We start from the raw sequence: 15,760 nt of genomic DNA, 5'->3' as shown, positions 1-15,760 counted from the left end.
CCTATTCCTTTCCATTCCAACAGTAAGTACAAAGGTTGCAGCTGTCCACGCCGATGGCCTCAATGGTATCCTCCAGATTCTGGAATTTCAGGCTGTCGAATTTCAGCCGTTTGCGGATCTCCTCGACCATGGCCTCGTGCTTATCCGTATTGCTGTCCGCGTACTCTGCCAAAAGTTCCTCTGAAATCTCGTCGCCTTTGATGCCTTCCAAATCCCGGATAACGCGTCTGGTGATCAGTTCCAGATCGCTGACGGACCGGGAGAAATTGAGAAACTTACAGCCGTACATGATCGGCGGGCAGGCGGACCTGACATGAATTTCTTTGGCCCCGTTATCAATCAGATAAGAAACGGTTTCGGAAAGCTGCGTTCCCCGTACGATGGAGTCGTCAACCAACACGAACTTTTTGTCGCGAATAATCTGGAATACAGGTACCAGCTTCATTTTGGCGATCAAGTTACGCGCCTTCTGGTTCTGGGGCATAAAGCTGCGGGGCCAGGTGGGCGTGTACTTAATCAGGGGTCTGGCATAGGGAACCCGTGATTGGTTGGCGTAGCCTAAGGCATGAGCAATGCCGCTGTCGGGAACGCCGGCAACATAATCCACATCCAGATCGCCGTCCCTCTGAGCCAGCAGTTCGCCGTTGCGGTTTCTCATCAGCTCTACATTCCTGCCTTCGTAAATAGATGTGGTGTATCCGAAATAGGTCCACATGAATGCGCAGATCCGCATTCCCTCCTGGGGCTCGCTGACGGTCTTTTCGCTATCCGCTGTCAGAAAGGCGATTTCCGCCGGTCCCAGCTCCCTCTGGTATTTGTATCCCACATTGATAAAGGCAAAGGATTCGGATGCGGCGGAGTAAGCTCCGTCCTTTTTGCCGATGATCAGCGGCGTTCTTCCGTATTTATCTCTTGCCGCGTAAAGGCCCTCTTTGGTCAAAATCAGCATGGTCAGGGAGCCGTCGATTTTTGCCTGGGCGATACGGATTCCATCGACGATATCTCGTCCGGTGGAAACCAGGGCTGCTACCAGCTCCGTATTATTAATCGTACCGCCGCTCATGGACATAAATTGAGTCGGTCGATCCTTCAGCAGTTCTTTTACAATGGCCTCTTTGTTATTAATACGCCCAACTGTGGTAATGGCATAGTCGCCCTGTCTGCTGCAGACGGTCAGCGGCTGTGGATCGCCATCGCTGATAGCGCCGATGCCCATATTCCCCTTCATCTCTTCGATATCGCTCTCAAATTTGCTTCGAAACGGTGAGTTCTGTATATTATGAATGGAGCGGTTAAACCCGTCCTCTTGCAGGACGCACATGCCGCCGTTCTTTGTTCCTAAGTGAGAGTGGTAATCTGTCCCGAAAAACAGGTCCATCACGCAGTCCTGTTTGGAAACAAACCCAATTACTCCGCCCATTTCTTGCCTCCTTCTTTTTCTGGCAGTTCTGCCATAACTTTCTTAATTCCTTCCGCTAAAATTACATGTTCCGTTTTTAAAACTCTCGCAGCCAGGGTATCCGCCGTGTCGCCGGGCTCGACGGGGACTTCTCTTTGCAAAATGATCTCTCCCGTGTCCACTCCTTCGTCCACAAAATGTACGGTAGCGCCGGAAACCTTCTCTTTGCCGTCGATGACAGCCTGATGCACACGCTTGCCATAAAAACCCTTGCCGCAGTATTTTGGGATCAGGGACGGATGGATGTTGACGATCCGTTTTCGGTAAGCGTCGATCACCGCCGGCTCCAGCACCTTCATATAACCGGCCAGCACGATCAGGTCGGTGTTTTCGGAAGCAAGCTCTGAAAGCAGCCGTCCAGTTTCCTTGACCACTTTTCCCTTGATTCCGGCTTTGGCCGCCCGCTCCAGGGCGTAGGCGTCTTCTCTGCTGGCAATCACCTGAACGATCCTGACCCCTTCCAGTTCGCCGGCCTGAATTTTATCGATGAGGGCCTGCAGATTGGTGCCTCCGCCGGAAACCAGTACGGAAATATTGACCATCTATTTGTCCTCCAATATTACTTGATCGTCATCGGTTTTAACCACCTGGCCGATGATGTCCGCAGTCTCGCCCGCTGCGCGCAGCGCCTTTACTACTGCATCGGCGTCCTTAGCATCTACGATCATCATCATTCCTACGCCCATGTTGAAGGTGGAAAACATTTCGATCTTGTCGATGTTGCCGCACTTCTTGATGTATGGGAAAATCGGCGGTACCTCCCATGTACCAATCTTGATTTTAGCCGCCAGTCCTTCTGGCAGAATCCTGGGAATGTTTTCGAAAAAACCGCCGCCAGTAATGTGGACAATTCCTTTGACATCGAATTTGGGAATGACCGCATTGCAAGCGGCCGCATAGATCTTGGTGGGAGTCAGCAGCGCTTCTCCCAGGCTCATGCCCAGTTCTTCCACGTGGTCCTTAACATCCATGCCCATCTTGTCAAAGAATACTTTTCTCACCAGAGAATAGCCATTGCTGTGGATTCCGCTGGAAGCGATGCCGACGATCACATTTCCTTCATCCACCTTTTTGCCGGTAATGATCTTTTCTTTATCTGCCATGCCGACGGAAAATCCCGCCATATCGTATTCCCCTTCTCCGTAAAAATCGGGCATCTCCGCGGTTTCTCCGCCCACCAGAGCGCTGCCGGCCTGTCTGCAGCCTTCGGCAATGCCCTTGACAATATCGGCAATTTTCTCTGCCTTCACTTTTCCTGTGGCAATATAGTCCAGGAAAAAGAGGGGTTTGGCTCCCTGGCACAGCACATCGTTGACGCACATAGCCACACAGTCGATTCCCACGGTGTCATGCTTGTCCATTAAGAAAGCGATCTTCAGCTTGGTTCCCACCCCATCGGTACCGGATACCAGGACCGGCTGTTTCATCGTGGCCACATCGATCTGAAAAAGGCTGCCGAAGCTGCCCAGACCTGTGAGCACATTCTCATTAAAGGTCTGTTTTACATGATCTTTCATCAGGGATACTGCACGCTCGCCTTCTTTTGTATCTACACCTGCATCCTTGTAGGTCAGTTTTTTCCTATCATCCATGGTTCATCCTCCCGTTCCATGTCCAGTTCCGGCAGCTCCATGGGATAATCACCCGTAAAGCAGGCCGTACACGTTTTATCATTGCCCATTCCAATGGCTTTCAGCATGCCTTCCACACTGAGGTAGCCCAGCGAATCCGCTCCGATCATCTCGCGGATTTCGTCGACAGAATGGGCTGCTGCAACTAGTTTACTTTTGTCCGGGGTATCGATTCCAAAAAAGCATGGGTCTGTAACCGGAGGGGACGCCACCCGCAAGTGGACCTCTCTGGCCCCTGCGTCTTTCAACATTTGAACAATCTTGCCGCTGGTCGTGCCCCGCACCACCGAATCGTCCACCATGATAATCCGCTTTCCTTCCACATTGCCCTCGAGCACATTCAGCTTGAGTTTTACCGACAGCTCCCGCATCCGCTGATCCGGCTGAATGAAGGTCCTGCCCACATAGCGGTTCTTAATCAGCCCTTCACCGTAAGGAATTCCCGATTCCTCCGCATAGCCGATCGCCGCCACTGTCCCCGAGTCGGGAACGGATATGACCATGTCCGCGGCTGCCGGGCATTCTCTTGCCAGAATCCTTCCGCATTCGCTGCGTGCCGTATATACGCCGACTCCGTCCAGCTTGCTGTCCGGTCTTGAGAAATAAACATACTCAAACGCGCATGAAGCCCGTCTTTTCTTTTGGGTATAGTCTAAGGATTTCAGCTCCCCATCTTCAATTACGATCATTTCTCCCGGCTCCACATCCCGAAGGAACTCTGCTCCCATCACTGGAAAAACACAGCTTTCCGATGCGAGGACAAAGCCTTCATCATTTCTTCCGATACAGAGCGGACGAATCCCGCCAGGATCCCGTACGCCGATCAGTTTGCCGCCCACGGTAATCACCAGCGCATAAGCGCCCCGGATCACGTCCAGGGTTTTGGTAATGGCCTCTTCAATGGTGTGCTGGTTCACATGCTTGGCAATGAGGGCCGCGATCACTTCTGAATCAATACCGGTCTGAAAAATGACGCCGTTTTCCTGCATCTGTCTGCGCAGGATATGGGCGTTCACCAAATTTCCGTTATGGGCCAGCGCGATGGCTCCGCCACGGTAATAGACTACCAGTGGCATGGCGTTGACAGCGTGGCTTTCCCCCGCCGTTGAATAGCGCACATGGCCGATGGCAATATCCCCCTGGAGCCGGCCGATGATCTCGTCATTAAAGACCTCCTGAACAAGGCCCATATCCTTATAGTACTGGATTTTCCCGTCCTTGTTGGAAGCGATGCCCGCACTCTCCTGTCCCCTGTGCTGGAGAGCGTGCAGTCCGAAATAGACGCCGCGGGCAATGTCTTGTTTCCCCGGAGCATATACGCCTACAACGCCGCATGCGTCATGAAATTTTTCATCTTCTGCGGCCCGGCCCCATCCATATTCAATTTTACCTTCTCTCATCCCTAATCCCCCTGTATTTTTATTTTTGTACCCTCTTCAGCACTTCCTGGTAGGTTTCTTCCACATTGCCCAGGTCTCTTCTGAAACGGTCTTTGTCCATTTTTTCGTTGGTTTTCACATCCCACAGTCTGCAAGTGTCCGGTGAAACTTCGTCGGCCAGAATCACGTCTCCGTCAAAGAGTCCGAATTCGATCTTAAAGTCGATGAGCTTCAGTCCCTTGTCCAGGAAGAATTCTTTCAGTGTTTCGTTGACAATGGCCGTATATTGTTTAATGGTTTCGATCTGTTCTTCCGTCGCCAGTCCCAGGGCAAGGGCATGGGATTCGCACATGAGTGGATCGCCCAGATCGTCGTTTTTATAGGAAAATTCAAAGGTCGGCTTGTCGAATACGATTCCTTCTTCCACACCGTATCTCTTAGCAAAGGATCCTGCGGAAACGTTTCTGGTAATTACTTCCAGAGGCAGAATTTTTACTGCTTTTACTACGGTTTCCCGTTCGCTGAGCTGCTCGACGAAATGGGTGGGAACCCCCTTCTGTTCCAGCAGCTGGAACATGATATTGCTCATCACGTTGTTTACTGCGCCTTTACCTGCGATCTGGCCTTTCTTTTCGCCGTTGAAGGCAGTGGCATCGTCTTTGTAGTCTACGATGTACAAGTTGGGGTCGTCAGTTTTGAATACTTTCTTTGCTTTTCCTTCATAGAGCTGTTCTAATTTTTGCATCGGTCTTTCCTCCCTTTATTTATCTGAAATAATGACTTTCTGTTCCGGCGGCGCATTGAATTCCTGGTCCAGCTTAATGATATCTTCTTCCATCTTCTTTTTGTAATCTTTGATGGCCTGTCTCAGCTCAGGATACTTGGTGCTGAGGATTTGCACTGCCAGCAATCCTGCGTTTTCCGCTCCGTCAACAGCCACTGTGGCAACGGGAACACCTTTGGGCATCTGTACCACGGAAAGCAGGGAATCCAGTCCGTCCAGAGTGCTGGATTTCATTGGAATTCCGATCACGGGCAGCGGTGTTGTCGCCGCCAGCACGCCCGCCAGATGGGCGGCCTTTCCAGCCGCTGCGATGATGACTTCAAAGCCCTTTTCTTCCGCGGTTGCGGCGAACTCCTCGGCCACTCTCGGCGTCCTGTGAGCCGAAATGATCCTTGTTTCTGTTTCCACATTGAAATGTTTTAAAATATCTTCTGCTTTTTGTACTACTGGGTAGTCTGATTTGCTTCCCATAATAATTGCAACTTTCACCTTTGTTACCTCCTGCTTTATCTTTTATCCATTATTTGAAATAGTTTACGCCTGATTCAAAGATCTTCTGATCTTTTGCTCCGTCTACGTTTTTATAAACAAACGGTCCGATTCGCTCTGAGTGTCCCATCTTGCCCAGTACTCTGCCGTCCGGGGAAGTGATTCCCTCGATGGCCATGTTGGAGAAGTTGGGGTTAAAGGCGATATCCATGGACGGGTTTCCGTCAAAGTCCACATACTGGGTGGCGACCTGTCCGCCGGCGATCATGGCCCGGAGGGTTTCCTCCCCGGCGATGAATCTTCCTTCTCCGTGGGATACGGGAATGGTGTGAATGTCGCCCACTTCCGCTCCCGCCAGCCACGGCGATTTGACGGAAGCCACTCTGGTGCGCACCAGGCAGGATTCATGCCGTCCGATCTTATTGTAGGTCAGGGTCGGGCTGTTTTCATCCGGATCGACGATTTTTCCCTGAGGTACCAGTCCCAGCTTGATCAGCGCCTGGAAACCGTTGCAGATTCCCAGCATCAAGCCTTCTCTGTTCTCCAGCAGATCGGTAACCGCCTCCTTGATCCGCGGATTGCGGAACACGGCGGTGATGAATTTGGCCGAGCCGTCGGGCTCGTCGCCGCCGCTGAAGCCGCCCGGGATCATGATGATCTGGCTTTCTTTAATCTTGCGCTCCAATTCCTGGATGGAGTCGATCAGCTGGCTCTGGGTCATATTGCGAATGATGTGGATATCCGCCTGGGCGCCTGCCCGCTCAAAGGCTCGCTTGGAATCCATTTCGCAGTTGGTTCCCGGGAAGGCTGGAATTAATACGCGGGGCTTGGCGATCTTGATGGCCGGAGCCTTGGTATTGCGCTCTGTCCAGGAAAGTGTCTCCACGGTTTCCTGGCCGTTATCTTTTGTTCTAACCGGGAAAATGCTTTCCAGCGGCTGCTCCCATTCTTTGATAATATCATCCAGATTCATGGAAATACCCTTCATTTCAATTCGAGGCTCTTCCATAGTTTTTCCAATTTCTTCGTATCTTACGCCTGCCAAAAGGTCATCCAGCTGCTCGCCGGCATCCAGCTCCAGAACCAGTCCGCCGTAATCGAGGCCAGTGTTTTCCGTATCCGGAGCCGATACGCCGATCTTATTTCCTACGGCCATCTTGACCAGACTCATGAACAGGCCGCCTTCGCCGATGGCGGAAGCTGCCAGCACTTTGCCTGCCGCGGTCAGGCTTCTCACTTTATCCATGGTCTTGCGATACGCTTCAAAATCCAGGATTCCTTCCTCATCCTTAACAGACGGCAGATAAACCAGTCTGCTTCCGGCTTTTTTAAGCTCGGTGGATACTACCTGCTCTGCGTCCAGAACTGCTACGGCGAAGGAAACCAGCGTCGGCGGAACATTGATGTCCATAAAGGTTCCCGACATGCTGTCCTTGCCGCCGATGGACGGGATGGACAGTTCCTTCTGCACCCGCAGCGCGCCCAAAAGGGCGGCCATTGGTTTGCCCCAGCGTTTGGGGTCTTGTCCCAGCTTTTCGAAGTATTCCTGGAAGGTCAAACGGATCGTCTTATAATCCGCTCCCATGGCAACCATCTTGGTTACGGAGTCGATCACCGCGTACATGGCCCCGTGGAATGGGCTGGCCTTGGCGATCTTAGGGTTGAAACCGTAGGTCATGAGAGTGGCGGTGGTGGTCTCGCCTTCTGTTACCGGCAGCTTGGCCGCCATGCCCTGCGCCGGTGAAAGCTGGTATTTTCCGCCCAGCGGCATCAGCACGGTCGAAGCTCCGATGGTGCTGTCAAACCGCTCGATCAGGCCCTTCTTGCTGCAGCAGTTCAGGTCCTTCAGCGCTTCTTCCGGTGAAAGGGTCTGGGTCAGCTGCTTGATGTCAAAGCCGCCTTTGACTTCTACGGCTGCTTTCTGTTTTGCGCCGTTGGTGTCCAGGAAGGCTCTGGAAAGGTTGAGAATGCACTTGTCTCTCCAGTACATTCTTACACGGCCTTCGTCCGTTACTCTGGCTACGGTTGTCGCTTCCAGGTTTTCTTCATGGGCGTAGGCGATAAATTCTTCTTCTTTTTCCTTTTCAATGACAACGGCCATTCGTTCCTGTGATTCGGAAATGGCCAGCTCGGTTCCATCCAGTCCTTCATATTTTTTCGGCACCAGATCCAAGTTGATGTCCAGTCCCTCGGCCAGTTCGCCGATGGCCACCGATACGCCTCCGGCACCGAAATCGTTGCAGCGCTTGATCAATGTGGCAACTTCTTTTCTGCGGAACATTCTCTGGATGTTTCGTTCTACCGGCGGATTTCCTTTTTGTACTTCCGCTCCGCATTCGAGAATAGATTCTTCCGTATGCTCTTTGGATGAGCCGGTGGCCCCGCCGCAGCCGTCTCTTCCTGTGCGGCCGCCCACGAGGACGATCACATCGCCCGGCTGAGGAACTTTACGAATGACGTGGTCCGCCGGAGCTGCGCCGATGACAGCTCCGATTTCCATCCGCTTTGCCGCATAATCTTCATCATATAGTTCATCCACAAGGCCGGTAGCAAGTCCGATTTGGTTTCCGTAAGAGCTATAGCCGGAAGCCGCGCCCTGGGTGATCTTTCTCTGCGGCAGTTTTCCCGGAATCGTTTCTGACACCGGTCGTCTGGGATCGGCCGCGCCGGTTACACGCATAGCCTGGTAAACATAGACTCTGCCTGAAAGCGGGTCGCGGATGGCGCCGCCCAGACATGTGGCCGCGCCGCCGAAGGGTTCGATTTCCGTCGGATGGTTATGGGTTTCATTTTTAAACATGACCAGCCAGTCTTCTTCCTTGCCATTGATCTTCGCCTTTGCTTTGATGCTGCAGGCGTTGATCTCTTCCGATTCGTCCAGGTCATGGAGAATTCCTTGTTTTTTCAGATATTTGGTCCCCATGCATGCCATATCCATGAGGCAAATATCCTTTTCACGGTCGCCGTAGACTTCTCTGCGCATGTCCATGTATTCTCCAAAGGCCTTTTTGACCATGGTTCCATATGGGCCCTCGTCAAATTGGATGTCTGTCAGGCTTGTGTTGAAGGTGGTGTGTCTGCAGTGATCCGACCAATAGGTATCGATAACCTTCAGTTCGGTAATGGACGGGTCCCGCTTTTCTTCGTTTTTGAAATATTCCTGAATCGCTCGCAGGTCGTCCGGGCTCATGGCGAATTCCATTTCCCTGCGGAACTGTTCCAGGGCGTCTTCGTCTTTATTTATAAATCCTTCGATGATTTGCACATCCTCCGGTACAACGGTTTCCATATCCAGGGTTTCCGGTTTGGCGTTATCAGCGATCTGGGAATCCACCGGATTGACGCAATAGTTTTCAATCTCTTTCAGCTGCTGCGGCGTCACATCTCCTTCCAGCACAATCACTCTTGCAAATTTGACAACAGCGTCTGCTTCAGCGTTGATCAGTTTGATGCATTGCGCCGCTGAATCCGCCCGCTGGTCATATTGCCCTGGCAGGTATTCAACGGAAAAAAAAGTAGCAGAACTCAGCTCCTCCGGCATCTGCTCGTCATAAGCAGTGTCAATGGCTGGTTCTGCAAACACTGTATATCTGGTTCTCTGGTAGGTGGCATCGTCTATGCCGTCCACGTCATAACGGTTTAAAATCCGGATGCCGGTCAGTCCTTCTACGTGGAGGTTCTGCTGAATGTCCTCCAGCATGCTGCGCGCCTCTACGTCAAAGCCCTTCTTCTTTTCTACATATATTCTTCTTACCATGTTTTCGCCCTTTCCGTACATTTTTCGTATCACAGGCAAATATCGTTCGCCTTTTTGTAAATTTTCGCTTAGTTTACGGAATAATTTTAGCATCTTTAGGGGATTTGTTCAATGAAGAATGGGCGAAAAAAAGAAGTTTTTTTGAAGTATAACGAACATTCTTGTCTACATCAAACCGTATCGTTCGTAATTTTACGTTTTGATGCGAATTGCTGATTTTTTCGAATTTTCTGAGTCAGACGCCAGCGGACAGCAGTGTCGAGATGTTCCGCCGCTGGGGCCAATCGGCACCTTCGGACTAGGCCCGGTTAAGAAAGAAGGCCAGTGCTGCTGCCGTCACGCCTGCTGTCAGTTTGCCCGCCAATAGGGGTACGATCATATTGGGGCTGTAGCCGGCAGTAAATCCCAGGTGATCGCCCAGGGCAAAGGCCCCGGAAACAGCGAAGGCCACATTCATCACCTTTCCTCTGGTATCCATCTCTTTCAGCATGTTAAACATGGGTATGCTGTTGGCCATACTGACCAGAAAACCAGCAGCGGCAGCCTTGTTGATTCCCAGATGCCTTCCGGCTTTAATCAGGGGCTTTTGGAAAAGGCGGGTGATTAAATGTACCAGGGGAAAGGCTCCCGCCAGCAAGATGGCGATGTTCCCAATAATTAAGAACACCTGTGAAAGGGGCGTCATCCCTTCAAACACCTCAAAACCGGTGAGCTGGGCTGTCAAACCCAGCGCAAGGCCGATGATGCTGACGGTGACGATGAGTCTGCCGAGCCAGATAAAAGCCGTAATCAAAATACGCTCCCATTTCCACATGCCAAAAGCGATGGCAAGCGAAATGACAGCGATGGGAATGGTATTTATTCCTACCATTTCTATGGGAAATCCCGCTGTCAGTCCGCCGACTAAGACGCCCAGGGGGATTGTTATTAAGCCGGTCAGGATTCCCTTTGCAAGAATATTCCGATCATCTTTATGGACGATACCCAAAGCAACGGGTATGGTAAAGACGATGGTGGCACCCAGCATGGCGCCGGTTATAATGCCTCCCAGCGCGGCTGCCTGGGCATCAGCCGTCATCTCTGCCGCAAGGGGCGCTCCGCCCATATCGATGGCAAAGAAAATTCCGGCAAACATGGCCGGATCAGCGCCGATCTTCTGAAAAATTGGAACGATCACCGGGCTCAAATATCTGGAAAGAACCGGCGTCAGTACCAGCAGTCCTGCCATAGATATGGTAAGGGGTCCCATGGCCATGATTCCTTCCTCAAATTTTTCTCCCAGCCCGAACCGGCTGCCGAAAATGCGGTCCGCCGCGCCCAGCAGCGCAAAAAAGACCATGATATATAGAATGATCTGGTTAATGTCGATTGTTGTCCCCTCCTTAGTTCTTTGTGTCTTGCGGCAGCGCCGGATTGGTACGGCTTCGCCCAGGGTGATTTCGAATTGGAACAGCTTCGCCGGGGGCGATGTCGAAAATTGTCCAATGAAACAATTGGTTCAACAATGTATTATTGTTTTCATCGATAGTTGAGCTAACTCTTAATTTCCGCCTTGGACAGCGCCACATTCAACGGATAAATATTATACCCTGCTAGACGCATCGATGCAAGATTAAGTATTTTTTACGCTGTGGGGAATAGGCGTCCAATGAAGCTGGTATCTGCGCTCTGCCGAGGCCGAAACGAGTATTCGGAAATTTTTAAATGATTTTTGTGATTTTTACGCAAAGTTGCGGGGTTGCGGGCCTCATGTTGGGGAAAGAAGGGTTTGGTTGCATGCTAACTGATTTGAGGCGGCTCAATCGTTGGAAAATGAGTAAAATTCAAGAAATATTTTTGTTATTTTCCGGCTTCAGAAAGGTATTTGACATTCCAGCTCATTCAAATTCAACGTCGTCTGTTTCTTCATAGTCGGCAGATCATTCTACACTTCTTATTAGGATGCCGCAAAAAAAAAAACGCCGCCATCCACCTTTTGCAAGGTAATGGCAGCGTTCCTCTCTTTCTTTTAGCCGATTTTGTCAGCCCGCCTGCCGCAGAGAGGCGATGCCGCGCTGATCACACGGGAGTAACAAGCAACGGTCCGTCAGGCATGGGTCAGCGCCTGCATCATGGCCCTGGCCAGATCTTTGCGGCAATTGCGCTTCAGTTCCTCTTCATTTTTATATGTACCGGGATCCGTCTGAAACACATTGGATACTCCCAAATCGTAAATTGGCGATATATCTCCCTTTACGGTTCCCACGACTGCAATTACAGGGACCTGCACCTTCTTTGCGCGCCGGGCAATCCCTGCGATCACCTTGCCTCCCAGGCTCTGCCGGTCCAACTGCCCTTCCCCGGTAAAAATAACCCGGCAATCTCTGAGGGTAGTTTCAAAGTCCAGCAAATCTAAAATTACGCCGATCCCCTGTTTCAGCTCGGCGCCCAGAAAGGCAAAGGCGCCGGCTCCCATTCCTCCGGCCGCTCCTCCTCCCTTGATCTCGGATACGTCGATTCCCGTCCATTCCTTAATTCGCTGGGCATAGATACGCAGATTCAAATCCAAATCCTTTACCATATCCGGGTCCGCGCCCTTCTGCGGCGCAAAGACATACGCCGCACCATTGGGCCCGTAGAGAGGATTTTCTATATCGCACATGGCTTCAATCTGAATCCCTTTCAAAAACCTGCCGCACTCAGAAGTTTCGATACGGCTGATTTGGTCCAAGGTCCCTCCTGTCGGAAGAAAAAGATTTCCCTGTTCATCATAAAAGCGAACTCCCAGAGCAGCAGCCATTCCTGCGCCGCCATCGTTGGTGCAGCTGCCGCCCAGTCCCAAAACAATCTTTTTTGCGCCGCCGGATACAGCGGCCTTGATTAACTCGCCAACCCCATAAGTCGTGGCTGTGGAAGGATTATTTCCTCCCTTTTTTCCAATGGAAAACCCCGAAACAGCCGCCATTTCCACAACGGCCGTTTCTCCAATTCTTCCATAGCACGCATGCACAGTTTCTCCGAAAGGACCGGTCACCTGCGCTTCTTTTTTTTCGCCGCCAAAGGCATGAAGAAAACAATCCACAGTTCCTTCCCCGCCGTCGGCGATGGGAACACTGATGATCTGTGCCTGGGGATCATATGCTTTTATGGAAGTTTCCATGATCCGGCAGACTTCAATGGCATCCATCGTTCCCTTAAAGGAATCCGGCATGATTACATATTTTTCTTTTGTCGGAGCCTTTTTATTCATTCTTTCCTTCCTTTAATTCCAGCTTTTTATACATTACTCCAAAGACAACTGCCGCCGCTGCACAGATCACAGCCGCTGCCGTAATCAACAGCATGAACGTTTGAAAGATCGTTTCCGGCCCGTAAACCTCCGTATAATATTGGGGATCCTCATATCCGGGCAGGAATAATCTCCCGATAATCATCAGCACGGACAATAACCCAAAGGCAAAGGATAATCGCTTCGTATCCCCTACCGCCAGCTTTGTGCGGCTGTTGATGGGATATTTCTGAGGATCGTTTTTATAAAGTCCGCCGTAGGCCCGCTTGAAGATGATATAGGCGATCGGCCCGCTGATCATCCCCAGCAGCCCCAGGACAAAATAGTCGGCGCCGTTGATATACAGAGCGATGAAAGCTACGATTACCGGGATCGCGCAGAAGATATCGGTTCCCACTTTTCCCAGACGAATCTTATAGCGTCTGGGCAGGTCCGGCTCTGTGCGCCGCAGCACAATCTGGGAAATCATAATCAAGGAATAGAGTCCCAGGTTGAACAGGGCAACGATCGTCACCAGAATGTCAAAGTTAAAGGCGCATAAAACCATCGAAACAATCGAAAGGCTGAGAATGGCCACATAAGGAACACCGTGTTTTTTATCGCATTTGGTCAATGCTTTGGGAGCCAGGTTATCCTCTGCCATTACGAAAAATCCCCTTGCTCCGGAAGCCAGATAAACGTTGAACATGGAAATGTTTGAAATAAATGCCACCAGCATAAAGGCCACACCGAATGCGGGAGCGTACTGCATCGCTACGTTGACATAAGAAACGCCGTCAGAACCCCAGCTTTCCCACTGTCCCACTGAACCGAGGGAAGCGATGGTGGGCAGCACATAAGTTCCGATAATCAGCGGCAGCGCAATGATAATGGCTTTGGGAATGATCTGAGGATTTTCCAATTCGCCTGCCAGGCTGGACATGGATTCATAACCGGCATACATCCACATACCGATCGCAATGCTGGACCCGATGCTGCCAATAGCCGTCTGTCCAGTGGCAATCACCGGTTCAAAGGGATTTTGAGAAAAATTTAAAAATCCGATAATTGCTATGCCCGCAAAGGCAACCAGAATCGCCCCGGAAATAATAGAGCTGACAATGGCCACATCCTTAACTCCGCGTAAATTTATCCAGGTGAAAATTCCAATGATGATCACCTTGCAGATATAGCTTTGAAAATGGTTCATTCCTATGTAAGAGGACAGATAATCCGTAGCTAAAACAACAAATACCGCCACATTAATGTAGATGCCGATATTTTTCAGCCAGCCGATCTGAAATCCCCAGAACTCTCCAAGGGCCCGCTGAACCCATCTGTAAAATCCGCATTCATCGGGAATGGCCGATCCCAGCTCGCAGGAAGCCAGTGCGATGGGGAATGCCCATACAAGGGGGAGCACCAAAAGCATGATGATTGTCATACCCGGCCCTGACGCCGAAATCATATCTTCGATTCCGTAAGCTCCGGCCGCGGTCATGGCATAGATCATCCCAACAATTCCGATTACCCCTACTTTATGTTGTTTCAATCCATTGCTGCTCATTTTCCTATCCTTTCTATCAAGCTCTGATCATACGGCATGTTGCATCCTGCCGCTGAGTCCCGGAAGTAATCCAACATCAGATAGTTGATTCTAGTCTGCGCCAGCCGGCCTTTAATTTTTTTCGTCAGCTCTCTGGCAGATTCCAGACTTCGCGTAAAGGCTTCTTGCGATAGCTCTTTCAGCTTTTCTTTGTTGCCATCAAATTCTTTTTTCGCGCTCTCCACCTGCAGAATGAATTCCTCTTCCATGGGATTAAAGACTTCTCTTGCCATGGGAGCAAAGTCATCGTAGCTGAGCGCGATATACCGTTCCAGCTCTGTAAAGGTCCACCAAGGGCTGTCAGGATTGTACATTCCATCGGCATCCGCCAGTTCCTGGGGGATCCATCCGATATTAAACTTGGGCGTAAAGATTGAGCAGCACGGCGGTGCCATACTTCCCCAATAAACAAATTTAAAGGGATCGGCAGCATCCTTATCCAATGAGCAGACCACGCTTGCCGCTGACGCGCATCCATTCATGCCTCCCGGATGGCAGCAGATCGTCGGCATCTTAGAGGTGGCGATGTCGTATGGAAGGGGTTTTCTGTAAGAAAGATCGTAATGATCCCTCAGATTATTCATCATCATTTTCACAGTAAACGGCTCTCTGCCCGTCATCAGCTCTTCTTGCCGGATATATCGAAAATATGCTTCACCATCTTCATAGTCGCAGTCTGAGATGGAAAAAGTCTGGCTGATGTTGATCCGATCTTCTTTCCTGCACCAGCCTTTCTTGGATGCCTCTTCAATCACCTGGCTTCCAATCATCTGGTAGTCGTCCGTCAAGGCATAGATATTTCCGATGTGTCCCACATGGTCGATTTTTTTAGCGGCCCACATCCGCTGGCAAGATTCGAAGATGTACGCCTCTTCATAGTCGGCGATAATATAATTGGCGTTGAAATACTGAGGCCGGATCAAAGGATCTCCACCTGTTCCGTAGGTTTCCAGCAGCCTGCCGATAATTTCCACAGCCTTTGCCGCGCTGTCGGCCCGCTCCAGAGCCAGTCTGAGCATGTCCATGCCAATAAGACCCCACTGACGTTCGGGAGTTTCTCTGCCTGTAACCGCCTCATTGCCGATGATTACTCCATGCTCATTGATCCCGTGTTCAAATCCAAAGATGTTATATGGCCTGGAACCGATGTATCCAAAGGTATGCTCCACCTGGGGAATTTTGATGTAGGTGCATTGTACCATTTCGCCCGGCTGATGATCGGCAGGAGGATAATATTCCAATGGCTGAGATTCGTTGACCGGACGGTCGCTGTTTTTGCCAAAGATAATATCTCCCTGTTTCGTGGCACTTTGAAGCGCGATCAACGTGGAGCATGATCGGCTGGTGCCGGCGTTCTTTTTCATTTCCTTACCTCCGTTTGTAGAAACCGCTGTCTGCGGACTTCTCG

The 15,760-nt window shown here is 50.9% G+C and carries 11 protein-coding genes; all 11 read right to left on the bottom strand.

The genetic code is table 11. The features are described from left to right. Window position 1: 1 nt before the first annotated feature. Complete coding sequence (locus tag NIA71_RS14605; RefSeq protein ID WP_148397044.1) at window positions 2-1,420, bottom strand: amidophosphoribosyltransferase; 1,419 nt, start codon at window positions 1,418-1,420, stop codon at window positions 2-4. Then, complete coding sequence (gene purN / locus NIA71_RS14600; protein ID WP_253020787.1) at window positions 1,408-2,001, bottom strand: phosphoribosylglycinamide formyltransferase; 594 nt, start codon at window positions 1,999-2,001, stop codon at window positions 1,408-1,410. Before purN ends, NIA71_RS14605 begins: the two co-directional genes overlap by 13 nt. Next, window positions 2,002-3,051, bottom strand: a complete 1,050-nt coding sequence (purM, locus tag NIA71_RS14595) for a phosphoribosylformylglycinamidine cyclo-ligase (RefSeq protein WP_148397046.1) — start codon at window positions 3,049-3,051, stop codon at window positions 2,002-2,004. Continuing rightward, window positions 3,030-4,490, bottom strand: coding sequence for an amidophosphoribosyltransferase (purF, locus tag NIA71_RS14590; protein ID WP_253020786.1), 1,461 nt, complete (start codon window positions 4,488-4,490; stop codon window positions 3,030-3,032). The genes purM and purF overlap by 22 nt, the downstream gene beginning before the upstream one ends. A 19-nt stretch (window positions 4,491-4,509) precedes the next feature. Next, a complete protein-coding gene (purC, locus tag NIA71_RS14585; RefSeq protein ID WP_253020785.1) occupies window positions 4,510-5,214 on the bottom strand; it encodes a phosphoribosylaminoimidazolesuccinocarboxamide synthase in 705 nt (234 codons plus the stop codon). Between the two features lie 15 nt (window positions 5,215-5,229). After that, window positions 5,230-5,742, bottom strand: a complete 513-nt coding sequence (gene purE, locus NIA71_RS14580) for a 5-(carboxyamino)imidazole ribonucleotide mutase (protein WP_269477887.1) — start codon at window positions 5,740-5,742, stop codon at window positions 5,230-5,232. A gap of 31 nt (window positions 5,743-5,773) precedes the next feature. Further along, the gene (locus tag NIA71_RS14575; RefSeq protein WP_253020784.1) at window positions 5,774-9,499 is read right to left on the bottom strand and encodes a phosphoribosylformylglycinamidine synthase; all 3,726 of its coding nucleotides are present in this window, start codon (window positions 9,497-9,499) and stop codon (window positions 5,774-5,776) included. A gap of 298 nt (window positions 9,500-9,797) precedes the next feature. Then, on the bottom strand, window positions 9,798-10,850 hold the full coding sequence (locus NIA71_RS14570) for an ethanolamine utilization protein EutH (RefSeq protein WP_367177918.1): 1,053 nt from the start codon (window positions 10,848-10,850) through the stop codon (window positions 9,798-9,800). Between the two features lie 735 nt (window positions 10,851-11,585). Beyond that, a complete protein-coding gene (locus NIA71_RS14565) occupies window positions 11,586-12,728 on the bottom strand; it encodes a glycerate kinase (RefSeq protein WP_253020783.1) in 1,143 nt (380 codons plus the stop codon). Then, window positions 12,721-14,313 (bottom strand): APC family permease, encoded by a 1,593-nt coding sequence (locus NIA71_RS14560; RefSeq protein ID WP_253020782.1) that lies wholly within the window; start codon window positions 14,311-14,313, stop codon window positions 12,721-12,723. Before NIA71_RS14560 ends, NIA71_RS14565 begins: the two co-directional genes overlap by 8 nt. After that, entirely contained in the window at window positions 14,310-15,716 is a 1,407-nt protein-coding gene (locus tag NIA71_RS14555; protein ID WP_148397053.1) for a carcinine hydrolase/isopenicillin-N N-acyltransferase family protein, read from the bottom strand. Before NIA71_RS14555 ends, NIA71_RS14560 begins: the two co-directional genes overlap by 4 nt. Window positions 15,717-15,760 lie beyond the last annotated feature (44 nt).

It is taken from the genome of Ihubacter massiliensis (genome assembly GCF_024125305.1).
GTDB lineage: Bacteria > Bacillota > Clostridia > Peptostreptococcales > Anaerovoracaceae > Hominibacterium > Hominibacterium faecale.
Note: the sequence above shows the minus strand (reverse complement) of the source record. Positions and strands in the feature narration are given on the sequence as shown.